This window comes from Mycobacterium sp. ABE4_509 (genome assembly GCF_056160785.1).
In genome coordinates this window covers 106,474-128,632 of the sequence record NZ_JBSWXU010000001.1, presented here as the reverse complement: position 1 = coordinate 128,632, position 22,159 = coordinate 106,474, and the positions used below count along the sequence as shown (strand labels likewise).

Below are 22,159 nucleotides of genomic sequence, written 5' to 3'. Positions count from 1 at the left end.
CCCGGTTCGCCCTAGAAGACGGTGCCGTCGCTGACGATGGTCAGGGGCGGTCGGCCGTCCCGTAGTCGCTGCGCCGATGCCCGGCCGGCCGCCCAGGTGCCACCTTCCAGCACGGTGGCCAGCGGGGTCTGTTCGGAGTCGAGGCCGAGCCGCCCGCAGACCAGCGGCGCGAGCTCGTCGAGCAGGGCCACGGTCAGCGCCCGCCATTCGACGACCAAATCGTCGGCCGGTGTCCAGCTGCGCTGCGCATCGGCCTCGTCGCGCAGCCGCAACACCCCGCTGTCGAGGAGCAGCCCGCCGTTGCGGTATTCGGGCAGCCCGGTCAGCTGATCGACGCCGGTGACGGTGACGCCGCCGGCCTCGAACGGCTCGATCAGCGAGTAGGTGAGCCACTGGGACAGCTTGTGCAGCGGCATCCATCCGGCGCTCAGGCCGGGCCCGGGCACCGCGTCGTGCCGCCAGCAGTCACCGAGGGAGTGCTCTCCGATCACGTTGCCGGACAACCAGATCGATGACAGCCAGGTCAGCAGCTCGACGAGGATGTCGTGAGCGCCGACATGCCCGCCAGCGCTGCTGAGCGTATTCAGCAGCCCGCCGGGCCTGCCGTCGGGACCGAACACCTGCGGGTGGGCGCGCAGCACGTCGCCGAGGCGGTGCAGCAGCTGGACCCGCCCTTGAAGCCCCACCAGCGGGTTCCCGGGCCCGACCTGGAACACCGCGCCCAGCTGCTGCTCGGTCAGGGCGCTCAGGGCTGCGGCATCGACCCGCAGCGGATCGCCGGCGGCGCTGGAGAATCGCCCGGCGAGGAAACCGTGCCAGCTCGCCACCGCCAGGCCCTCGGAGCGGCTGAACCGGGTCCGGGCCGCACCGCGGTCCTCGGTGAAACCCCACTGCGCGCCCGCACCGGCATCGAGCAGCACACTGACCACGGCCAGGTCGATCATGGCGCATCCGCGGTCGGCTGGGTCGCGCTCGGCGAGCAGGCGGTCGAGTTCGGCCCGCCGGTCGATTCCGCCGGCCCCGAAGTGGTTCCACCGGCTGTGATAGGGAACGTCCAGGTCGGGATATTGCGCCCTGGTGACCGCCGCGACCTCGTCGGCGGCACCGCCGAGTGCATCGTCGTGCACGGTGAACCAACGGGATTCGCCGGCGCGGGCGCGGTCGAGCAAGTGCAGCGCCCGGCTTCGCACGGCGGCGGTGGTGCGCAGCAGCGTCACCGCGTCGTCCTGCGCGGGCCGCGCCGCCGGTTCGGCGCCCGCGGCGCCGAGGGTCATGACCCGAGCCCCCGGCCCTTGGTCTTCTTGAGCTCGTCGGCCCCCGGGACCGCGCCGGGGGTGTAGTACCCGGCGGCCATCTTCGCGTCGATCTCGACCCGGGCATCGGCGGGGACCAACTCGTCGGGGATCGAAACCCGTTCTCCGACTTCGATTCCCGATCCGGTGATGGCGTCGTATTTCATGTTGCTCATCGACACGAAGCGGTGGATCCGGGTGATGCCCAGCCAGTGCAGCACGTCGGGCATCAGCTCCTGGAACCGCATGTCCTGCACCCCGGCCACGCACTCGGTGCGGGCGAAGTACTGGTCTGCGGTGTCCCCGCCGGCCTGGCGCTTGCGGGCGTTGTACACCAGGAACTTCGTCACCTCGCCCAGCGCCCGGCCTTCCTTTCGGGAGTAGGCGACAAGGCCGACACCACCACGCTGGGCACCCCGGATGCATTCCTCGATGGCGTGGGTGAGATACGGGCGGCAGGTGCAGATGTCGGAGCCGAACACGTCCGAACCGTTGCACTCGTCGTGTACCCGGGCGGTCAGCTCGACCGCGGGGTTCGCGAGATCACCTGCCGCGCCGAAGATGTAGATGGTCTGGCCGCCGATCGGCGGGAGGAACACCTCCAGGTCCGAGCGCGTCACCAGCTCGGGGTACATCCCGCCGGTCTCTTCGAAGAGGGCCCGGCGCAGATCGGTTTCGCTGCACCCGAAGCGCTGAGCCACCCCGGGCAGGTGCCAGACGGGTTCGATGGCGGCCTTGGTCACCTGAGCGGCGCCGGTGTCGAGCAGGACACGACCGTCCGGGGTGAGACGCCCGGCGCGGATCGCATCGGCGATCTCGGGCAGGATCACCTGAGCCTTGGTCACCGCGATGGTGGGCCGGATGTCCATCCCGGCGGCGAGGTCGTCGGCGAAGGCGTCGGCGACCATGGCGCCCCAGGGGTCGAGGCTGACGATCGCGCCCGGGGTGCTCCACTGCCGGTACGGACCGATCGTGTCGGTCGGCGCCGTATCGGTGAGGTCGGCGCGGTGCTCGCGGGAAAGTGCTCCGGCCGCCACCGCCAGGGCCCGGTAGATGCCGTAGGCGCCGCTGTGGCTGCCGATGACGTTGCGATGATTGCGGGCTGTGGTGCCCACGACCGGTCCGCGGGCGGCGGCGGTCGCGGCTCCCCAGGACAGTGCGGGGGCGTGGGCGCCGGCGCTGTGCGAGGTCAGCCTGATGTGCCCACCGGCTGCCTTCGCTGCGGGCGGCACCTTCACCGTCGGACTGACTTCGGACATCGGACCTGTGCGCTTCTCCTCGGCAACGACTCCTCGTCGTGAGGAGAGCCGCCAGCATAGCCAGTCGGCGCTCACGCTGCCCGGTTGCGCGGACTCGGGCAGTACCCGCGAGCAGTGCTGACGCCGGCTACACCGGCCAACCCTCTCGACGGTACGCCGCGTCGAAGAACATCCATTCGTAGCGTGCGGTGGCGGCGAAGTGCGCTCGGGCGGCGGCCTCCTGGTCTGCGGTCAGCGTGGGGCCGACCCGGTCGGTCAGCGCGAGCACCTCGGTGACCGTCGCAGCGAACTCGTCGCCGCCGTAGCTGTCGATCCAGCGCTGGTAGCGGGTGTCGGCCGAGCCGCGGGAGACCAGTTCGGCGCCGACCTCGGCGTAGATCCAATAGCAGGGCAGCACCGCTGCCAGTCCATCGGCGAAGCTCCCGCCGTATGCGGTGGCCAACAGGTAGCTGTTGTATGCCTGGGTGGTCGGGGTGACCGGAGAGGCGTCGACCGCGCCGGCGGACAGCCCGAGCGCGGGCAGCAGCTCGCCGTGCAGCTCCAGTTCGACGTCGAACACCTCGGCGGCGTGCCGGGTGAACATGGCGGTGTCGGCCAGCGAGGACGCCTTGGCCCCGACGATCCCCAGCGCCCGGGCGTAAGCCCGCAGGTAGTGCACGTCCTGCGCGACGTATTGGGCGAAGGCCGCGCTGTCGAGACTGCCGTCGATCAGACCGGTGACGAAAGGGTGGGCCACGATCGCGTCGTAGGTCGGTTCGATCTGGCTCCACAGCCGCATCGACCACGACCCGGGCAGGGCCGGCCCGATGCGCGGGGCAACGCTTCTGGTCATGGTTGCATCCTTTCAGCGATGAGTCCCGCGGGTCCGGCTGGTCGATACCTGCGAGAACCGACCATCCCGCAACGAAGGTGACCAGCGATGACCGACAAGACCGCCCTGCCGCCCGCCGTCGACGACCAGACCTGGCGGGCAGCGCTCGCGGCACTGCGTGCCCGGGAGAAGGCCGCCACCCGCGAGTTGGACGGCATCGCCGCCCAACGTCGTCGCATGCCCATGGTGCGCATGCCGGAGTACACGCTCGTCGGGGCGGACGGTCCGGTGCGTCTGGTCGACGTCTTCGGCGGACGCTCGCAGCTGATCGTCTACAACCACATGTGGAGCGACGGCGCCGAGTGGCAGTGCGGCGGGTGCACGGGGTTCACCTCGCAGTTCACCCGGCTGGACTTCCTCGCCAACTACGACGCACGGTTCGTGATCGTGACCGCGGGACCGATCGGGGAGGCCCTGGCCTACCGCGAGAAGGTCGGCAACACGATGCAGTGGTACTCGTCGTCGGAAAGCTCGTTCGCCGCCGACGTGGACGCCGCTGCCGGCACCGGGTTCGCCGTCAACGTGTTCCTGCGCGACGGCGACGCCGTGTATCGGACCTGGCACACCAACGGCCGGGGCACCGAGTCGCTCAGCCACACGTTCGCCCTGATCGATCTGCTGCCCTGGGGGCGGCAGGAGAGCTGGCAGGACTCTCCCGACGGCTGGCCGCAGCGGCCGACGTACTCGGGCTGGCTGGACTCACCGGATGTGGCCCGGTTCTACGGGCGGCCGCCGGAGCGGGGCTGACGCCGGCCGGGGCCGGGCACCCGGCCGCGACGTCACCCACCGCTCTTGGCAGACTGTGGCCATGGCACAGATAACGTTGCGTGGAAACCCGATCAACACCGTCGGTGAACTGCCCGCGGTCGGCTCGCCGGCGCCCGGTTTCACCCTGACCGGCACCGATCTCGGAACGGTGAGCGCTGAGCAGTTCAGCGGCAAGCCTGTGCTGCTGAACATCTTCCCGTCGATCGACACCCCGGTCTGCGCGGCCAGCGTGCGCACCTTCAACGAGCGCGCGGCGGCCGCCGGAGTGTCGGTGCTGTGCGTGTCCAAGGACCTGCCGTTCGCCCAGAAGCGGTTCTGCGGGGCCGAGGGCATCGAGAACGTGACCACCGCCTCGGCGTTCCGGGACGCTTTCGGTGACGACTTCGGCATCACGATCGCCGATGGCCCGATGGCCGGTCTGCTCGCCCGCGCGGTGGTCGTGGTCGGAGCCGACGGCAAGGTCGCCTACACCGAGCTGGTACCCGAGATCGGCCAGGAGCCCGACTACGACGCCGCGCTCGCCGCGTTGGGCGGCTGACCGCCCGGCGAACCCTACTGGGCCCGGTACGGACACAGATCACCGTTCGGTTCCAGTCCTGCATCGCATCGATTCGCTGTCCTGCGACAACGAAAAACCACGGTCGCGCGTGGTGTAGAAGTGGTCATAGTGACAGTTGTTAATTGATGGGGTCCGGCGCCGCCACGGTGCCGGACCCGGAAAGCGGTGGAGTGCGATGCGACGCGTATGTGCGCTCGTGATGGGCCTGGCCATGCTGATGGCGACCTCGGGTCTGGCGATGGCCGACACCCGGTCGGCGACGAACCAGAAGGCGGTCGAGATCGTCATCGCCCGGGCGATGTCGCAGCGCGGAGTGCCGTTCGCCTACGGCGGCGGGGGCGCCTCGGGCCCGAGCGAGGGGACCGTCGCCGCGCCGGAACCGGACGAGGCCGAAACCGACGCCGCGACGCTGGGGCTGTCGTCCGGTCTCACCGAGCCCGACGATGCGCCCAATTCCCCGGCGCCCGGGATGAACCTGCCGACCGCGACCGCCGATGCGGCGACACCGGCCCCGCGGGTCGAGGCAGTCGGCTTCGACGCATCGGGGCTGATGGTCTACGCCTACGCCGGTGTGGGGGTCAAGCTGCCCCGCTCGTCTGGTGCGCAGTACAAGGTCGGGCAGCAGGTGACGCCGGCCCAGGCGCTGCCGGGCGACCTGATCTTCTACGGCCCCGAGGGCACCCAGAGCGTGGCGTTGTTCATCGGCAACGGCCAGATGGTCGAGACCACCAGCGACGGCGTCGCGGTCTCAGAGGTCCGCACCAACGACATGGCCCCCTATCTGGTCCGCATCATCGCCTGAGTCGGTGGCCAGAACCACTGTTGTACAGCGGGTTTGGATGCCCTGCCGGCAGCTGCACCGGGCCGCCTAGACTGCGGTCATGGCGCGCGGTCGGGAGCGAGACATGATCCTCGGCGAGGGCCTGCTGCAGATCGAGGACTGTCTCGACGCCGACGGTGGCATCGAACTTCCGCCCGGCGTCACGCTGGTCTCGCTGATCGAACGCAACATCGCCAACGTCGGCGACACGGTGGCCTACCGATTCCTCGACCACACCGGCTCATCGGAGGCCCGGGTGGCCGAGATCACCTGGCAGCAGCTTGGGGTTCGGATGCGCGCGATCGGCTCCCGCATCCAGCGCGTCGCCGAGCGCGGTGACCGAGTGGCGATCCTGGCCCCCCAGGGGCTGGACTACATCGCCGGTTTCTTCGCCGCGCTCAACGCCGGCACCATCGCCGTACCGCTGTTCGCGCCGGAGCTTCCGGGGCATGCCGAACGTCTGGACACCGCTCTGCGCGATGCCAGGCCCAATGCGGTGCTGACCACGTCGTCGGCCCGGGCCGCCATCGGGTCGTTCCTGGATGCGATGGATGTGCCCGACCCGCCCGCGGTGATCGTGATCGACGACATCGCCGATTCGGCCGCCGACGAGTTCCGCCCCACGGTCATCGACGTCGATGACGTCTCACACCTGCAGTACACCGGGGGCGCCACCCGCCCGCCGGTGGGGGTCGAGATCACCCACCGCGCGGTGGGAACCAACCTGCTGCAGATGATCCTGTCGATCGATCTGCTCGACCGGAACACCCACGGCATGAGCTGGCTGCCGCTGTACCACGACATGGGTCTGTCGATGATCGGCTTTCCCGCCGTCTACGGCGGGCACTCGACGCTGATGTCGCCCACCGCGTTCATCCGCCGCCCGCTGCGCTGGATCGAGGCGTTGTCACAGGGCTCGAGCCAGGGCCGCGTCGTGACGGCCGCACCGAATTTCGCCTACGAGTGGGCGGCCCAGCGTGGCGTGCCCCCGGCCGGGGCGGAGATCGATCTGCGCAACGTCGAGATGATCATCGGTTCCGAACCGGTCAGCATCTCCGCGATCGAGACGTTCCGCACCGCGTTCACCCCGTTCGGCCTGGCCCGCACCGCGTTCAAACCGTCCTACGGCCTGGCCGAGGCCACGCTGTTCGTCTCGACCATCGATCCCGGCACCGAGGTTCGGGTCGTCTTCCTCGACCGCGAGCACCTTGCGACGGGGCGGGCCGTCGAGGTCGCCGCCGGCGACGAGCATGCCGTCGCGCAGGTTTCGTGCGGACACATCGCCCGCAGCCTGTCCTGTGTCGTCGTCGATCCGGCCACCGCGGCCGAACTGCCCGACGGGCGGGTCGGCGAACTCTGGCTGCAGGGCGACAACGTGGGTCGCGGCTACTGGGGCCGGCCGCAGGACAGCGAGCGCACCTTCGGCGCCCGCCTCGCCCGGCCGCTGCCGACCGGCAGCCACAGTGCGCGATCGCGCACCGACGGCCCCTGGCTGCGCACCGGCGATCTGGGGGCGTTCCTGGACGGCGAGCTGTTCGTCACCGGACGGATGGCCGACCTGATCGTCGTCGGGGGACGGAGCCACTACCCACAGGACGTCGAGGCCACCGCGGCCGCGGCGGCGCCGCTGATCCGCCGCGGCTATGTGGCGGCGTTCACGGTCGGCGAACACGAGCGGGTCGTGATCGTCGCGGAGCGGGCTGCGGGCACCGCGCGGGCCGATCCGGCACCGGCCGTCGACGCGGTGATCACCGCGGTGCTGGATCGGCACGGGCTCCCGGTCGCCGACGTCCGCATCGTGCCCGCCGGGTCCATTCCGCGCACCACCAGCGGGAAGCTGGCCCGGCGAGCCTGCCGCGCCGCGTACGCCGCGGGGGCGTTTCGCTGAGCCTCACGGTGTGGGCGCGGCGCTGGCGACGCTGAACATCAGCGCCAGCCCGGGCAGCAGGTTGGTCACCTGGTGGGCGACGATGCCGGCCGTCAGGTTCGCGGCGTACAACCGCGCCAAGCCGATCGGGATCGCCACTACCAGCAGCAGCGGGATCCGTGTCCATTCCATGTGCGCGACCGCGAACACCACCGTGCTGACCACCAGGGCCGTCCAACGCCCCCAGCGCTGCTCGACGGCTCCCCAGAGCAGGCCGCGGTAGACGATCTCCTCGCAGACCGGGGCGATGAGGACCACCGCCACGAACACCGCCACCGCCCACACCAATCCGCCCCGGATGTCGCCGAACACCTCGCCGGCCGCGGAGTTGGCGTCCTCGCCGACGGCCCACACCCACAGGGTGGCCGCCGGGATCGTGATCAGCAGCCCGACACCGCCGAACAGCAGTCCCAGGCCCGCCGCGCGCCAGGACCATTGCAGGCTCAGATCGAGTCGGGGACCGTTGCCCCGGATCACCGTGACCGCGACCGCTATCGCGGCGGCCAGCAGTGTCGGCACCAGCGTGGCCAGCAATGCGGTCAGGACGGGGTGCAGGCCGGTCTGCAGCACGGCCAACGCAATTCCCAGCGCGGACAGCAGGTAGACCGATTCGACCAGCAGAAACGCGCCCAGTCCCCAGCGGTGCTGCCGCGTCCGGAGTCGTGGTTCCACTCCTGTGACGCTAATGCACTAGCTGATCGCGATGAACGGGCTGATGACGTCCCTGGCGAACTGCACTGCGTTGACCGTCGGGTCACCGTCGGGATAGCTGACCGTGGCGAGCATGTTGGCCCCGGCGTCGGCGAAGTTGCCGTCGGCGCGGTCCTGGTGGGTCGAGGAGGTCACCAGGATGATCCCGCTGGTCCCGGCCTCTTCGGCCAGCGGCACGGAGAACGCCGCGTTCTGCACCGTGCTGTTGGCCCGGTCTTCGACGATGATCCGCTCATCGGGGAAGCCGAGCAGGCGCAGCATCTTTCGCATCTGCCCGGCCTCGGTGTTCCCGCTGCGGGGGTTCCCGCCGGTCACGATGATCGGAGACTGCGGGAAGAACTGCGCCACCGTCAGTCCGACCAGAACCCGCCTGCGCAGGATGGTGCGCATGGTGCCGTTGTCGTTGAGGCCGTAGCCCAGGATGACCACCGCCGGTTTCGAGAAGTCTTTGGACTGCTGGAGCTGTGGCTGCGCCTGAGCGTGGCCCGCCGAGAAACCCTCGAGCACAACCGCAGCGCACAGCACCAGGGCGGCGATCACCGCGCGGCTTCGGCCGGCGCGCATCAGTCGGTTCATCGATACCTTCATCGCCGCGGTGGTCGGAGTCATTACAAGGGAACTCATCGTCGGTCACGTTCGGGTCTCGAAGTGCCAACGATGCAGCCCCATCCCGCTGCGCTGTGCGCGCGAACCGCCGGGACGTGTTGTGGTGGTGGTGATGTCCGCACACCGTCTGCCCGCCGGCCCGGTGGCCTTCGCCGCCGCCTGGCTGTCGCTGCCCGTGATCGCCGCGGCACCGGCGCACGCCGCACCGGCGGCCGACAGCCAGGGTTACGTCGACTCGACCGCCAGTTGCGCTCCGCCGGCCACGGTCGTGGTCTTCGGCAGCACCGGCACCTCGCGGGTGGCGATCTGCCGCGATGCGGACGGCGACTACCAGTACCGGGGGGTCCGGGTTCGCGACGGGGCCAGGCTGATCCTGACTGCCGAGCGTTCGACGGACGGAACGTTCACCGCGCACAACGACGGGATCGAGTACGAGGTGAGCTCCAGCGCGCTGGTGATCAGGTCGGGCCAGCGGGTGATCCGCAGCGAGCGGATGCTCGACTTCCATTCCGGCGGTGCGCAGGCCACCACGACGGGACCGGGCCAGAGCCCGGCCGCGGCCGCGACACCGACCGCGACGCCCACGACTCCGCTGCCACCGCCGCTGCCCGCCGAGGTGGGTGGCGAAAGCAGCTGAGCCGGCGGCGGGCCGTGTCGGTCGCTGTCAGTCGGTGACGATCAGCACCTGGTCGCCGACCCGAATCGATCCCGACGACACGACGCGGCAGACCGAACCGGCACGGGCGTGCAGGGCCGCCGCGGCGCCGGGGCCGATGCCGTCGTCGAGCAGCCGGCACGGAGCCGACACCCGGACCACCTCGAGCTCGACGTCGGCGATCCGCAACCGGGTTCCGGGCCTGGTCGGGATCTCACCGCTGTCGACCGTGACGTTGCGCCGGGTCAGGCTCGCGTCGATGGGCCGCCCCAGCTGTGCCGCGGAGTGGTCGAGCATCTCGCGCGACTGGACGGTGACGTGACGGTGCTTGCTGCCGTGGTAGCGGTCGCCGATCAGCCCGCTGCCGGCTTCGGCTTCGACACAGTCGACCTCACGCATCGGGATCCGGCGTCCCGGTGCGATGTGGATGGCCCAGACGCGCATCGTCGGCGTCGCTGTCACAGGTACGGGTCGACCCAGGCGCTGATGATGCGTGCCGCGCGCGCCGCCTGATTCTTGCCGGTGAGCAGGTGGTCGGCACCCTCCAGGGAGATGAAGCTGCGTGGGTGGCGGGCGGTCTGGAAGATGTGGCTGGCGTTGTCGATGCCGACGGTGTTGTCGGTCGGCGAGTGCATCACCAGAAGTGGGCGGCGCAGCGTCTCGATGCGGTCACGCAGGTCTGCGGCACGCACATCCTCGATGAAGTGGCGTTTCAGGGTCAGTTCCTTGCCGCCGATCTTGAACTCCGCTTCACCCTCGGATTCGATGCGGTGGACCAGGGTGTCGTAGATGTGCTCGATGTGAGCCGGCTGGCACGGGGCACCGACGCTGACGACGGCGGCGACGGTGGGGCATTCGTGGGCGGCGGCGAGCACCGCTGAGCCGCCGAACGAGTGGCCGACCAGCAGGCGCACCTCACGTCCGGACTCGTTCATGAACTGCACCGCCCGGACCGTGTCGGCGACCTTGTGTGAGAACGAGCCGTCGCCCCAGTCGCCGGCGGACTGTCCCAGCCCCAGCGCGTCGAAGCGCAGCATGCCGATGCCCTCGCTGGCCAGCTGTTTGCAGATCCGGCTGGCGGCGGGGCTGTCCTTGCCGAGGGTGAATCCGTGCACGAACACACCCCACCCGCGCTGCTCACCCTCGGGCTGGTCGATCAGACCGGCCAGTGCCGGTCCGGAGCTGCTGGGAAACGTGATGCGCTCTGCCACGTGCACCATCCTGTCATTCCCCGGCGCGGGGCAGCGGGCAATGCCGCGACACGTAGGGTGGAGCCGTCGTGAAGATTCGTTTCGGAGTCGGGCTGGGGCCCGAGACCGCACCGGCCGAACTGCCGGCGATCGTCGATCGCCTGGAATCGGCCGGGGTGGACTCGTTGTGGTTCTCCGAGCTGGTGTACTCACCGGCGGTGGACCCGTTCGTCGGGATGGCCTATGCGCTCTCGCGCACAACGAATCTGAAGGTGGGAACCTCGGTGGCGGTGCTCCCGGGACGCCATCCGGTGCTGGTGGCCAAGCAACTCGCGTCGCTGGCTGCGCTGGCGCCCAAGCGGGTGCTTCCGGTGTTCGGCCTTCGTTCGGCCCTGGCGGCCGAGCGTGATCTGTTCCCGGTGCCCGGGGGCAGCCGCGGCGCGGTGTTCGACGAGGCGTTGACCCTGATGCGCGCGGTGCTGGATCCCGGCTCGCCAGGCCCGGTCTCGTTTCACGGCGACCACTACTCGGTGCGCGACGCCGACATCCGCCCGAAACCTGCCGCACCGTTGGACATCTGGCTCGGCGGCTCGTCGGCGGCCGGTTACCGGCGCGTCGGCGCCCACGGTGACGGGTGGCTGGGCAGTTTCCTCACCCCGGACGAGGCCGCCGACGCGCGAGGGCGGATGGACGCCGCAGCCGCCGAACGCGGCCGGCGGATCCCCGCCGACCACTACGGCATCAACCTCGCCGTCGGCGACGGCACCCTGCCCGATGCGGTCGTCGCCGCGATCCGCCGCCGGCGGCCCGATGTCGACCCCACCGCGCTGGTCGCCGCCGACTGGCCGGCTCTGCACGCACAGCTCGACGGCTACCTCGCCGCAGGGTTGACGAAGTTCGTCATCCGCCCGGCCGGGCCCACCGACACCGAGCGCTTCATCGCGACGTTCACACGCGAGTTACTGACCCGGCAGAACTGAGTCGACCACCCAGTCGCGCAACGCCTTCCGGTTCAACTTCCCGCTGGGCAGGGTGGGGATCTGCGCGCCGGAGGCGGTGATCCACCGGGTCGGAACCTTGTAGGACGACAGGGCCTCGCGGGCCCGGCGGGCCACCGACTCCACATCGACGTGCCCGGCGCCGGCCGCGACGAGGACCGCACACACTTCCTCGCCGCGCTCGGGGTGCTCGACACCGACCACCACACACTGGGCGATGTCGTCGAATCCCTCGATCACCGCCTCGACTTCCAACGGCGAGACGTTCGCCCCCGAGGTCTTGATGAGTTCGGTGCTGCGCCCGACGTAGAACAGCCGGGGGTCACCGGACCGGCGGTAGACCCGGTCACCGGTGTGGTACCAGCCGTCGGAATCGAAAGTCTCGGCGCGCTCCTTCTTGTTGTATCCGGCCATCACGCCGACACCGCGGACGAGCAGTTCGCCGACGACCCCGTCGGGCACCGCGGCCCCGGCGTCGTCGACGACGGCCAGATCGGTGTAGGCGAAGCCACCCGCCGTCTCCGACATCGTGCGGTGGACCGGAAACCCGTCGGGGACATCGGTCATCGCGATGTCGAGCGGGCCGTCGCGCAGCATCGGCGCCGAGGACAGGTCCCGCTCGGCGAAGCTGGGATGCGCACGGATCCGCTGGGTGAACGCAGGCCAGCCGACGATGCCGGTGGCGTGCTCGGCTTCGACGAGATCCAGCGCGGTTCCGGCCTCGAGTTTCGCCATGACCAGCAACGTCACCGGTTCGTGCAGCGCTCCGGTGACGGCCAGCACCCCGCCGATCCAGAAGAACGGCATCGCGCTCAGGATGACCGGCGGCTCCGGGGACTTGCTGATGGCCCGGATCGCCGCCGGCCACGTCGAGGTCTGGCGGACCAGCGTGCCGTGGGTGTGGATCACACCCTTGGGGTCGGCGGTCGAGCCCGAGGTGTGCACCATGATCGCCAGGTCGGCGGCGGTGACCTCGGCTTCGGCCGCCTCGAGCAGCCCCGCCGGGACCAGCTCAGGGGCATCGTCGTGATAGCGCGTCGCCCAGCCGGCGGGGGTCTGCCCGGTGAGGACGACGGAGCGCAGGAACGGCGCCGCACGCATCGCCAGCTGTCCTGCCGGTTGGCCGGCCAGCTCGCCGAAGGCCTCCTCGAGCCGTTCGGGGACGTCGATGTCCAGCACGGTCGGCGGGGCGGCCAGGAGCCCGATGTCGGCCAGCCGGGCGACCTTGGCGATTTCGGCGGGCCGGTACATCGTGCTCAACGGCACCGCCAGCGCACCGATCCGCGACACGGCGAGCCACCAGATCACCCACTCGGGTCCGTTGGCGAAGAAGAGCCCGACTCGGGTGCCTTTCCCGACACCGCGGGCCAGCAGCCAGCGGGCCACCAGCGCCGAGCGCCGTTCGGCGTCGCGGTAGCTCAGACGATCGGTCGGAGTCACCAGGTAGGTGTGCTCGCCGAAGTCGCGCACGGCGCGGGTCAGCAGGGCGGGAACCGTCAACGGTGTGGGGTGCACCCGTCGATCTTCCCCAATGCGGCGCCGGCCGGGTCGGATCGGGGGGACGAGGTTCCTCGCCGAACCGCCGAAACGCGCCTTCGCCCGTGTCACACTCGACCCGGCGAGGAGGTCAGCGATGATCGAGGTCGTGGGCAACATGCCGGCAGGTGTGCGCGGCATCCGGGTGTCCGTGGCCGAGCTCGTGGGATCCGGCGAGATCCGGCTCGTCGAGATCGTTGCCGACGACTACGAGGGTTTCGGTCCCGGCGGTCTGGTCGAGGACCTGAAGATGGGGCTGGGCGCACTGGTCGGACACCACTCGCAGTTCCGCCGCGTCGCGGTGGTGTCGGACAAGGAGTGGGTTTCCCACGCGTTGCACGCTTTTGCCTCCGATGGTGCCCGGCGAGCTCGCGCTGTTCCGGATCGACGAGCTCGAGCAGGCCAAGACCTGGGCCGCCGGCTGAATTCGGCGGTCACCTCCGGTGCCCCTGGCGTAGGGTGCCGGCATGGCCGTGGACGGTGCAGCGTTGGCAGCGGGTGGGATTCGTCTGGCGTCGGGGGTCTCGTTTCTGGTTGATCCGCTACGGGCCAACCGGTGGTGGGGCGACCCCGACGATCCGCCGCCGACCGCGCGTCTGCTGCTGCGGTCGATGGGCTATCGCGACGCGCTGATCGGGGCGATGCTGGTTTCCGCCGCGCTGCGGGGCCGCAACACCCGAGGCTGGTTCCTGGCCTCCGGCGGCGCCGACGCGGCTGATCTGCTGGGCGGCTACAGCGTGCACGACCAGCTGAGGACCTCGCAGAAGCTCATCGGCCTCGGTGGCGCGGTCGCCGGTATCGGGGTGGGGCTGTGGGGTGCGACGCGCCGCCCGGGCCCGGCTGCCGCGGAGTCAACGGCGGGCGAGTAGCCAGGCCTGCCCGTCGGCTTCACCGCTGGCGATGACGTCGAGTACGGCGAATGCGTCGGTGAGTTCGCCCGGGCGAACCCGGAACGGCCCGGGCCCGGCTCCGACCTCGCTCAACGCGCTGAGGGCCAGCAGACCGCCCGGCGCCAGTCGTTCGAGAACCGGGTGATCGAGTCGCTGGTCGCGAAACTTGTTGCAGAGCAGCACGTCCACCGGTTTCCCGGGCGGAAGTCCGTCGTCGAGATCGACGATGTCGAAATGGCAACGTTCGGCGATCCGGCAGCGCCGGGCGAGCCCTCGCGCGGCTTCGACCGCGGCGGGGGAGATGTCGACACCGCGAACGTCCATGCCGCGCAGGGCCAGCCACGCCGCGGCCGCACCGCGACCGCAGGCGAGCTCCAGCGCCCGGCCCGCGACGGGGAATTCGGTCGCGTAGGGGCGAAAGACCGCGGGCAGCGCGACCTCGTCCAGCTCGACCGGATCCTGACCGGCATGGCGGCGGTCCCAGCGAAGACGATCGTCGTCGGACACGGCCTCACTCTAGGGGCGGTACGCGTACGGCCTGCGCGTGCAGCGTGTGATCGTGAAGTCGACCAGAGTTCTGCGTCTTATTCCGGCCTACTGATCGTCCGCCGGGGCCGGGGCGCGTCGCCCCGGCCCGCTAGCCTCGTGTGATGAGCCACGAGCGGATGAAGGTACTGATCGTCGGAGGCGGGTTCGGCGGTCTGTTCTGCGCGCGCAGACTCAAGGGCGTCGAGGTGGACGTGACCCTGCTGGACAAGACGGCCGGGCATCTTTTCCAGCCGCTGCTCTACCAGTGCGCCACCGGGATGCTCAGCATCGGTCACATCAGCCGGCCACTGCGTGAACAATTTTCCGGTCAGTGCAATATCACCCCGCTGCTCGGGGAGGCGGTGGCGCTGGATCCCGCGGCGCGGCAGCTGACCGCGCGCCGGCCGGACGACACCACCTTCACGCTGGACTACGACGTGCTGGTGCTGGCCGCCGGGATGCAGCAGTCGTACTTCGGCAACGAGCATTTCGCACAGTGGGCACCCGGGATGAAGACCCTCGACGACGCGCTGTGTATCCGGCAGCGCCTCTACAGTGCCTTCGAGATCGCCGAGACGCTGCCGCCGGGGCCGGACCGCGATTCCTGGTTGACGTTCGCGGTGACCGGGGCCGGCCCCACCGGCGTCGAGTTGGCCGGCCAGATCCGCGAGATGGCCACCCGGACGCTGGCCAACGAGTTCCACAGCATCGCTCCCGAGGAGGCCAGGGTGCTGCTCTTCGACGGCGGGGACCGGGTGCTCAAGAGCTTCGCGCCCAAGCTGTCGGCGAAGGCTGCCGAGACCCTGTGCAAGCTCGGCGTCGAGCTGCACCTGGGTGTGCACGTCACCGATGTCGGTCCGGACGGAGTCTGCGTCACGCCGAAGGCGGGGGGTTCAGCGCAGAAGTACTCGGCCCGCACTGTGCTGTGGACGGCCGGGGTGGAGGCCGTCCCGTTCGCGCGGCACGCCGCCGGGGCGCTCGGGGCCGAGTCCGATCGCAGCGGGCGCATCGCCGTGGACACCGATCTGTCGGTGCCGGGACATCCCGAGGTGTTCGTGATCGGCGACCTGGCGGGCCGCGACGGGCTGCCCGGGGTGGCCGAGAACGCCATGCAGGGTGGCCTACACGTGGCCGCGTGCGTCCGGGCCGACCTGGCAGGCCAAGGGCGCCGCCCCTACCGCTACCGCGATCTCGGATCGGCCGCCTACATCAGCCGCGGCAACGCGCTGCTCCAGGTCGGCCCGCTCAAGCTGGCCGGCTTCCTGGGCTGGCTGGCCTGGGGGCTGATCCACATCGCCGTGCTCACCGGGCTGAGCAACCGGGTCAGCACCGTGGCCACCTGGCTGGCCACGATCGCCCGATCCAACCGCTTTCACCGCGCGTTCATGCTGGGCGACGACACCGGGTCGGCGGGGCGCTACACGTGGTCGCGCAGCGACACCGGCTGACCGCATCGCGGCGATGAGCAATGGGCCCGCGCGGAGTCGGCACCGGTGCACGGATTCGCCACATCCCGGGAAGGAAACCCCCGACATGCTCATCGTCGCAGGACACATCACCGTCGCAGCCGCACGGCGGCAGGCCTATCTCGCCGGCTGCGCGGATGTCGTCGAGCGGGCCCGCCGGACGCCGGCCTGCCTCGACTTCGCCGTCAGCGCCGATCTGGTCGACCCGGAGCGGGTCAATGTCTTCGAGCGATGGCTCGACCCGGCTGCCCTTGCCGCCTTCCGCCAGGGCGGACCCACCGGTGAGCAACGCGGGGCGATGCTCACCGCGGTGGTGGCCGAGTACGACGTGGCCGGGCCAAGGACGGTGTAGTCCGCCGCCGGCCCCGTTAATGTGGATGTCCGCACAGCTGCTCATGGGTGACGAGGTGAGGCTTTGGCGGGCGCTTTCCCAGACCGCGCGGTGCTGGAGTCTGCCCTGGACCTGGCTGCCCGGGCGCCGTCACCGAAGAACACGCAGCCGTGGCGGTGGCGGGTGGACGGCCGGGGACTTCACCTGCACGCCGATTTCCGCCGCGGGGTCTCGCACTCGGATGCCGCCAGGCGTGACGTGCTGTTGAGTTGCGGCGCGGTGCTGGATCACTGCGTGGTCGCGCTCGCCGCCGCGGGCTGGGGCCCGCGGGTGCGCCGGTTCCCCGAGCCCGCCGACACCGGTCATCTCGCACTGCTCGAAATCATCGAGGGACACCCGAGCGAGGGCGACGGCGAACTGGCCGCTGCCGCGCGCCGCCGCCGCTCCGACCGCGGCGACTACCGCGCCGCGCGGCTCCCCGCGGGGACCCTCGAGCTGTTGAGCGTGCACGCCGCACGGCGTGGTGTGGAATTCGGGGTGGTGCCCCGGATCCGATGGGCGCGCGGCCGAGACGATGCGGTGAACCTGCTCTTCCCGGCCGATTCCGGCGCCGGCATCGACCCGGCCCGGTCCGACGGCGCGGTGCTGATCGTGCTGGCCACCGGCCGCGACGACGAACCGGCCCGAATGCGGGCCGGCGAGGCGCTGAGCAACATCCTGTTGTCGGCGACCGCGATGGGGCTGTCCAGTTGCACGGTGACCGAGCCGCTGCACGACGCCCGCGCCCGGCTGGCGCTGGCCTGCGAAGTGTTCGACGGGCAGGCCCACCCCCAGGTTCTCGTCCGTATCGGCCAGGCCCGGCCCGGTGCCGATGATCCGGCGGCTACCGATCGTCGCTCCGCGGCGGAGACGACGACCTGGGAGCACGACTAGATCCGGCGGACACCGTTTCGCCCAACGCGAGTCGGCCCGTCGGTTATGGTGCCCCCGTGCGGTACCGCAACCAGGACGCCGCCCGCTCGACGGGGGTGTCCGGCCGGCCCGGGAACACCCGCGGTCCGATGGTGCGGACCGCACCGGAGCGGCCAGTACAGTTCGCGTCCCTTCTCCCGGAACACGCAATACCCGGCGCCGCATAGGTTTCTCCTCGGTCCGTGCGGAACCGAGGTTGCCTGGAGGGGACTCCCGACCGACCTGAGGAGACACCTTGACACAGCCAGATGCGATGTCAGCAGCCGAGCGTTCGTGGATGATCGACACTCTGCTTGCGCTGCTGCAGACCCCCAGCCCCACGGGTCGGACCGACGCGGTCATGCAGCTGATCGGCGAGATACTCGATGATCTGGGCGTGGGGTTCTCGCTGACCCGGCGCGGTGCGTTGATCGCCGAACTTCCCGGCGAGTCGGCGACCACCGACCGGGCGATCGTGGTGCACGCCGACACCATCGGAGCGATGGTCAGCGGCCTCAAGGACAACGGCCGCCTGGAGCTGATCTCGGTCGGGACGTTCTCCGCACGGTTCGCCGCCGGCGCCCGGGTGCGGATCTTCTGCGACGACTCCGATGAGTTCATCACCGGAACCATCCTGCCGCTCAAGGCAAGTGGACATGCCTTCGGCGATGCGGTGGACACCCAGCCCACCGATTGGGACCACATCGAGGTCCGGGTCGACCGCAGGGTGTCCTCCCGGGAGGACCTGAGCCGTCTGGGCATCAAGGTGGGCGACTTCGTGGCGCTGGCGGCCGGCCCCGAGCTCACCCACGACGGGTTCGTGGTGTCCCGTCATCTCGACGACCAGGCCGGGGTGGCGGTCGCACTCACCCTGGCCAAGCATGTCGCGGAGAACAAGGTGACGCTGCCACACCGCACCGCGATCATGATCACCATCGCCGAGGAGGTCGGCTACGGAGCCAGCACCGGGCTGCCCGCCGGTATCGCGGAGATGATCACCGTCGACAACGCGGTCTGTGCGCCGGGATTGCAGTCGATCGAAGACGGTGTGACGGTGTTGATGGCCGATCTGCACGGCCCGTACGACTACCACCTGTCCCGCAGGTTGTGCCGGCTCGCCGAGGAGCGCGGCATCCGGTTCGTCCGGGATGTGTTCCGGTTCTACCGCTCCGACGCCGCCGCGGCGATCGAAGCGGGTGCGAGCACCCGCGCGGCGCTGGTCGGGCCGGGCGTCGACGGCAGCCACGGATGGGAGCGCACCCATCTGGACTCGCTGGAGGCCACCTACCAGTTGTTGCACGCCTGGGTGCAGACGCCGCTGACCTTCGGCGAATGGGACGCCAACCCGTCGGGTCGGCTGAGCGACTTCCCGTCGTCGAAGCAGCCGGCACCAAGCGAACAGTGGGTGCCGCTGTCCCGCGGCGGCGAGGCCCCGGCGGGGCCGGCCGCCGCCGGTGGCGTCTGGCCGGCGGCACCGTCGCGCTGAGCGGGCGGGACCGGGAGAACTGGGAGAAGACTGGGAGAAGACTGGGAGAAGACTGGAAGAGACCGGGGAGAGACCGGGGAGAGACTAGGAGAACTCGTCGGCGACCGCGCCGGCCGCTTCGTCGATGATCGCGATCATCGCCTGCTCGGCGGCCACTTCGTCACCCAGTCTGATCGCACGGGCGACGTCGTCATGCAGCGCGATCGCAGCCGGATTCGGGGCTACCGGCATCATGCCGTGGTGGGTGCGGCCGGCGAGCAGCTCGGCGACGACGCCGTTCAAGGCGCGAAACATCTCGTTGCCGCTGGCTTCGAGCAAGGTCTGGTGAAAAGTCCTGTCCGCCGACAGGTATGCCTCGAGGTCGCCGGAGCGTCCATGCATGACCATGTCGGAGGCCGCGGCGGCCATGATCCGGCACTGCTGCGGGTCGGCGCGCCGGGCGGCCAGCGCCGCCGCCGCCGGCTCGAATCCGCGCCGCAGCTCTGAGAGGGAGTCCAGCAGGGCGACCCGGTCACCTGCCTCCAGCCGCCAGCGAATCAGCCTCGGATCGAAGACGTTCCAGCGGTCGGCGCCGAGGACGGTGATGCCCACCCGGCGTCGCGACTCGACCATGCCCATCGATTCCAGCACCCGGATCGCCTCGCGCGCGACGCTGCGCGAAACCCGGTGACGCGTACTCACCCCGTCGAGGGTGAGCACCTGGCCGGGTGGGTACTCACCCGAGACGATCGCGGTGCCCAGCGCGGCCAGCAAACTGCCGTGCAGGGCACCGGCGGCGGGCTGATCGGACATGCACAGATCCTGTCATAGGTTCGAGTTTGCAGGTTAAAAACAGCCTATTTGCGGTAATAGTATCCATTTGATATGACTATTGAGCCAAGCGCGTGATGCGGACCACAACCGGGTAGGTGGAGTACATGTCGTCACCGATCGTCGTCATGGGTGTTTCGGGTTCCGGGAAGTCGACGGTGGGGGCAGCGCTGGCCCAGCGGCTGCGCGTCCCCTTCGCAGACGCCGACGACTTCCACCCGCCACGCAACGTGGCCAAGATGAGCGAAGGCGAGCCCCTCAACGACGACGACCGCTACCCCTGGCTGGAGGCGATCGGGGAGTGGTTGGCCGCCCATCCCGGCGGCGGGGTGATGAGCTGCTCGGCACTCAAACGCAAGTACCGCGACCAGCTCCGGCGACACTGCGGCGAGATCGAGTTCCTGCACCTGTTCGGCTCACCGGAAGTGATCGGGAAGCGCCAGGCCAGCCGGCCAGGCCATTTCATGCCGCCTTCGCTGCTCGCATCGCAGTTCGACACCCTCGAGGACCTGGGAACCGAGGAGCGCGGAGTGACCATCGACGTCGACCAGAACATCGACGGCATCATCGACAACTACCTCGCAGCGACCGATCAGCCGGTCCCCTGAGCGCCGGGTGGTGCGAAACCAGCACACGTCCGGGACCAACCCGGCACTGAGAATACGGAGGAAACGTGGAGGCAATCGAGCCGGCGTATGGAGCGACCACCCTGCTCCTGATCGCCGCTGGGGCAGTGGCACTTCTGCTGTTCCTCATCATCAAGGTCAAGATGCACGCCTTCGTGGCGCTGGTGCTGGTAAGCCTGCTGACGGCGCTGGCGGCCGGCATCCCCGTCGCCGATGTGCCCGACGCGCTGTCCTACGGGTTCTCCAACACCCTGGGCTCGGTGGCGCTACTCGTCGGCTTCGGCGTGATGATCGGCCGGCTTCTCGAAATCACGGGTGGTGCACAGGTTCTCGCCGACACCTTGATCGGGCGATTCGGTGAGAAACGCGCCCCGCTGGCGATCGGCGTGGCAGCGTTGCTGTTCGGTTTCCCGATCTTCTTCGACGCCGGCCTGGTGGTCTTCCTGCCGATCATCATCACCGTCGCGCGGCGCTTCGGCGGCTCACTGATCCTCTACGCGTTCCCGACCGCCGGCGCCTTCGCCGCGATGCACGCGCTGGTGCCGCCGCACCCCGGCCCGGTCGCCGCCGCCGAGGTGCTGGGCGGCAACATCGGTCTGGCGCTGCTCGTCGGCGCCCCGGTCGCGGTGCTGTCCTGGTTCGTCGGCTCGTTCCTGGTCTCCCAGTTCATCGGCCGCCGGGTGTGGGTCGACGTGCCCACCGCGCTGTTCGGCGAGATGAACGGCGGCCGCGACCAGGGCGCGGACTCCGGCCAGGACGACGACACACCCTCGGGCGGCGGCGGTGGCACCACCACGAAGTCGACGACGCGCACCGCCCCGTCCTTCGCCACCGTCCTGGGCATCCTGCTACTGCCGTTCGTGCTGATTTCGTTCAACACCGTGCTCGACACCCTGATGGCGGCCGGGGTGCTGGAAGAGGACGCCACCTGGGCCAGGTACCTGATGCTGCTGGGCAACACCAGCATCGCCCTGCTGATCACGGTCATCGTGGCGACGCTGGTGCTGGGCCTGCGCAACCACTCGATGGCCGATGTCAGCAGCATCTTCGACAAAGCGCTCGCACCGATCTGCGCGATCATCCTGATCACCGGCGCCGGCGGCATGTTCGGCGGTGTGCTACGCCTGAGCGGCATCGGCGAGGTACTCAGCGATTCGCTGTCCAACCTCGGGTTGTCGCTGATTCTGCAGGCGTTCCTGATCTCCACCATCCTGCGGGTGGCGCAGGGTTCGGCGACCGTGGCGCTGACCACGACCGCAGGCCTGATCAGCGCCTCGGTGGCCGAGGCCGGACTGAGCAACTTCCAGATCTCACTGCTGGTGATCGCGATCGCCGCGGGCGCCACCGTGCTGTCCCACGTCAACGACTCCGGTTTCTGGCTGGTCAGCCGGTTCTTCGAAATGGATGTCAAGACGACGCTGAAGACCTGGACGGTGATGGAGACGACGCTCGGGTTGTCGGCGTTCGTGCTCGCGCTGGCGATGTGGACGGTGGCCTGACGCCGGGTCAGCGCAGGCCCGCCCGCCACTTGTCCAGTGCTCGCCGGTCCCGCTTGGTCGGCCGGCCGCTGCCCCGGTCGCGCACCGCGATCGGCGGCGCGGACGGCGGCGGCGGTGGTGTCCGGTCCAGATAGCACGTCACCGCATCGGCAGCCCCGACACGCTTCTGGATCACCCGAACCACCTCGACGATCCGGGTGCGCTCACCGACCCGGGCGCGCACCGTGTCGCCTGGCGACACCGCGGTCGACGGCTTGGCGGGTTTGTCGTTGATCCGCACATGTCCGCCCCGGCACGCATCGGCGGCGTCCGGCCGGGTCTTGGTCAGCCGGACCGCCCACAACCACCGGTCCACCCGGGTCGACTCCATACGTTCCATC

General features: G+C 70.0%; 24 protein-coding genes and 1 pseudogene. 14 read left to right on the top strand and 11 right to left on the bottom strand.

Annotated features, from left to right (window positions below; all coding sequences use genetic code 11):
• Positions 1-11 precede the first annotated feature (11 nt).
• From ACXAID_RS00675 to tenA, 3 genes are all read right to left on the bottom strand, one after another.
• The gene (locus tag ACXAID_RS00675; RefSeq protein WP_475020239.1) at positions 12-1,274 is read right to left on the bottom strand and encodes a URC4/urg3 family protein; all 1,263 of its coding nucleotides are present in this window, start codon (positions 1,272-1,274) and stop codon (positions 12-14) included.
• Complete coding sequence (locus ACXAID_RS00670; RefSeq protein WP_475020238.1) at positions 1,271-2,551, bottom strand: GTP cyclohydrolase II; 1,281 nt, start codon at positions 2,549-2,551, stop codon at positions 1,271-1,273. The genes ACXAID_RS00675 and ACXAID_RS00670 overlap by 4 nt, the downstream gene beginning before the upstream one ends.
• Before the next feature lie 127 nt (positions 2,552-2,678).
• The gene (gene tenA / locus ACXAID_RS00665) at positions 2,679-3,383 is read right to left on the bottom strand and encodes a thiaminase II (protein WP_475020237.1); all 705 of its coding nucleotides are present in this window, start codon (positions 3,381-3,383) and stop codon (positions 2,679-2,681) included.
• 87 nt (positions 3,384-3,470) lie between these two features.
• On the opposite strand from tenA, the gene ACXAID_RS00660 reads away from it, so the two are divergent.
• From ACXAID_RS00660 to ACXAID_RS00645, 4 genes are all read left to right on the top strand, one after another.
• Positions 3,471-4,169 carry a DUF899 family protein gene (locus ACXAID_RS00660; RefSeq protein ID WP_475020236.1) on the top strand — a complete coding sequence of 233 codons (699 nt, stop codon included), beginning with the start codon at positions 3,471-3,473 and terminating at the stop codon, positions 4,167-4,169.
• A gap of 61 nt (positions 4,170-4,230) precedes the next feature.
• Positions 4,231-4,728, top strand: coding sequence for a thiol peroxidase (tpx, locus tag ACXAID_RS00655; RefSeq protein ID WP_475020235.1), 498 nt, complete (start codon positions 4,231-4,233; stop codon positions 4,726-4,728).
• A gap of 196 nt (positions 4,729-4,924) precedes the next feature.
• Positions 4,925-5,551, top strand: a complete 627-nt coding sequence (gene ripD, locus ACXAID_RS00650; protein WP_475020234.1) for an NlpC/P60 family peptidoglycan-binding protein RipD — start codon at positions 4,925-4,927, stop codon at positions 5,549-5,551.
• A 79-nt stretch (positions 5,552-5,630) separates the two neighbouring features.
• Complete coding sequence (locus ACXAID_RS00645) at positions 5,631-7,457, top strand: fatty acyl-AMP ligase (RefSeq protein WP_475020233.1); 1,827 nt, start codon at positions 5,631-5,633, stop codon at positions 7,455-7,457.
• A gap of 3 nt (positions 7,458-7,460) precedes the next feature.
• On the opposite strand, the gene ACXAID_RS00640 is transcribed toward ACXAID_RS00645, so the two are convergent.
• Entirely contained in the window at positions 7,461-8,168 is a 708-nt protein-coding gene (locus ACXAID_RS00640) for a lysostaphin resistance A-like protein (RefSeq protein WP_475020232.1), read from the bottom strand.
• An 18-nt stretch (positions 8,169-8,186) separates the two neighbouring features.
• Positions 8,187-8,771, bottom strand: a complete 585-nt coding sequence (locus ACXAID_RS00635; RefSeq protein WP_475020252.1) for a YdcF family protein — start codon at positions 8,769-8,771, stop codon at positions 8,187-8,189.
• Positions 8,772-8,925: 154 nt separating this feature from the next.
• On the opposite strand from ACXAID_RS00635, the gene ACXAID_RS00630 reads away from it, so the two are divergent.
• Positions 8,926-9,450: a hypothetical protein gene (locus ACXAID_RS00630; protein WP_475020231.1), complete on the top strand. Its 525-nt coding sequence runs from the start codon at positions 8,926-8,928 to the stop codon at positions 9,448-9,450.
• A 27-nt stretch (positions 9,451-9,477) separates the two neighbouring features.
• Here the strand turns inward: ACXAID_RS00630 and ACXAID_RS00625 are convergent, their stop codons facing one another.
• Together ACXAID_RS00625 and ACXAID_RS00620 are read right to left on the bottom strand one after the other, a co-directional pair.
• On the bottom strand, positions 9,478-9,912 hold the full coding sequence (locus ACXAID_RS00625) for an MOSC domain-containing protein (protein WP_475020230.1): 435 nt from the start codon (positions 9,910-9,912) through the stop codon (positions 9,478-9,480).
• Between the two features lie 14 nt (positions 9,913-9,926).
• On the bottom strand, positions 9,927-10,679 hold the full coding sequence (locus ACXAID_RS00620) for an alpha/beta hydrolase family protein (RefSeq protein ID WP_475020229.1): 753 nt from the start codon (positions 10,677-10,679) through the stop codon (positions 9,927-9,929).
• Positions 10,680-10,747: 68 nt separating this feature from the next.
• Between ACXAID_RS00620 and ACXAID_RS00615 the strand changes: the two genes are divergently transcribed.
• Positions 10,748-11,638, top strand: coding sequence for a TIGR03854 family LLM class F420-dependent oxidoreductase (locus ACXAID_RS00615; RefSeq protein WP_475020228.1), 891 nt, complete (start codon positions 10,748-10,750; stop codon positions 11,636-11,638).
• On the opposite strand, the gene ACXAID_RS00610 is transcribed toward ACXAID_RS00615, so the two are convergent.
• A complete protein-coding gene (locus ACXAID_RS00610) occupies positions 11,618-13,171 on the bottom strand; it encodes a class I adenylate-forming enzyme family protein (RefSeq protein WP_421459157.1) in 1,554 nt (517 codons plus the stop codon). The two genes, ACXAID_RS00615 and ACXAID_RS00610, sit on opposite strands and share 21 nt — an antisense overlap.
• A 118-nt stretch (positions 13,172-13,289) precedes the next feature.
• On the opposite strand from ACXAID_RS00610, the pseudogene ACXAID_RS00605 reads away from it, so the two are divergent.
• Positions 13,290-13,617: pseudogene (locus ACXAID_RS00605) on the top strand (SpoIIAA family protein).
• A 42-nt stretch (positions 13,618-13,659) separates the two neighbouring features.
• Positions 13,660-14,061, top strand: coding sequence for a DUF4267 domain-containing protein (locus ACXAID_RS00600; RefSeq protein ID WP_421459152.1), 402 nt, complete (start codon positions 13,660-13,662; stop codon positions 14,059-14,061).
• On the opposite strand, the gene ACXAID_RS00595 is transcribed toward ACXAID_RS00600, so the two are convergent.
• Positions 14,044-14,589 carry a class I SAM-dependent methyltransferase gene (locus ACXAID_RS00595; RefSeq protein WP_475020227.1) on the bottom strand — a complete coding sequence of 182 codons (546 nt, stop codon included), beginning with the start codon at positions 14,587-14,589 and terminating at the stop codon, positions 14,044-14,046. The genes ACXAID_RS00600 and ACXAID_RS00595 overlap by 18 nt on opposite strands.
• Positions 14,590-14,732: 143 nt before the next feature.
• Between ACXAID_RS00595 and ACXAID_RS00590 the strand changes: the two genes are divergently transcribed.
• The 4 genes from ACXAID_RS00590 to ACXAID_RS00575 all read left to right on the top strand — a co-directional run bounded on the left by ACXAID_RS00590 (position 14,733) and on the right by ACXAID_RS00575 (position 18,844).
• Entirely contained in the window at positions 14,733-16,058 is a 1,326-nt protein-coding gene (locus tag ACXAID_RS00590; RefSeq protein WP_475020226.1) for an NAD(P)/FAD-dependent oxidoreductase, read from the top strand.
• A gap of 85 nt (positions 16,059-16,143) precedes the next feature.
• Complete coding sequence (locus tag ACXAID_RS00585) at positions 16,144-16,428, top strand: putative quinol monooxygenase (protein WP_475020225.1); 285 nt, start codon at positions 16,144-16,146, stop codon at positions 16,426-16,428.
• A 63-nt stretch (positions 16,429-16,491) separates the two neighbouring features.
• Positions 16,492-17,340, top strand: coding sequence for a nitroreductase family protein (locus ACXAID_RS00580; RefSeq protein ID WP_475020224.1), 849 nt, complete (start codon positions 16,492-16,494; stop codon positions 17,338-17,340).
• Positions 17,341-17,614: 274 nt separating this feature from the next.
• On the top strand, positions 17,615-18,844 hold the full coding sequence (locus tag ACXAID_RS00575; protein WP_475020223.1) for an osmoprotectant NAGGN system M42 family peptidase: 1,230 nt from the start codon (positions 17,615-17,617) through the stop codon (positions 18,842-18,844).
• An 84-nt stretch (positions 18,845-18,928) separates the two neighbouring features.
• On the opposite strand, the gene ACXAID_RS00570 is transcribed toward ACXAID_RS00575, so the two are convergent.
• Entirely contained in the window at positions 18,929-19,636 is a 708-nt protein-coding gene (locus tag ACXAID_RS00570; RefSeq protein WP_475020222.1) for a FadR/GntR family transcriptional regulator, read from the bottom strand.
• 125 nt (positions 19,637-19,761) lie between these two features.
• On the opposite strand from ACXAID_RS00570, the gene ACXAID_RS00565 reads away from it, so the two are divergent.
• Positions 19,762-20,262, top strand: coding sequence for a gluconokinase (locus tag ACXAID_RS00565; RefSeq protein ID WP_475020221.1), 501 nt, complete (start codon positions 19,762-19,764; stop codon positions 20,260-20,262).
• Positions 20,263-20,327: 65 nt separating this feature from the next.
• On the top strand, positions 20,328-21,779 hold the full coding sequence (locus tag ACXAID_RS00560) for a GntP family permease (RefSeq protein ID WP_475020220.1): 1,452 nt from the start codon (positions 20,328-20,330) through the stop codon (positions 21,777-21,779).
• A gap of 7 nt (positions 21,780-21,786) precedes the next feature.
• Here ACXAID_RS00560 and ACXAID_RS00555 read toward each other — a convergent pair whose 3' ends face one another.
• On the bottom strand, positions 21,787-22,149 hold the full coding sequence (locus ACXAID_RS00555; protein WP_475020219.1) for an RNA-binding S4 domain-containing protein: 363 nt from the start codon (positions 22,147-22,149) through the stop codon (positions 21,787-21,789).
• Positions 22,150-22,159: the final 10 nt, after the last annotated feature.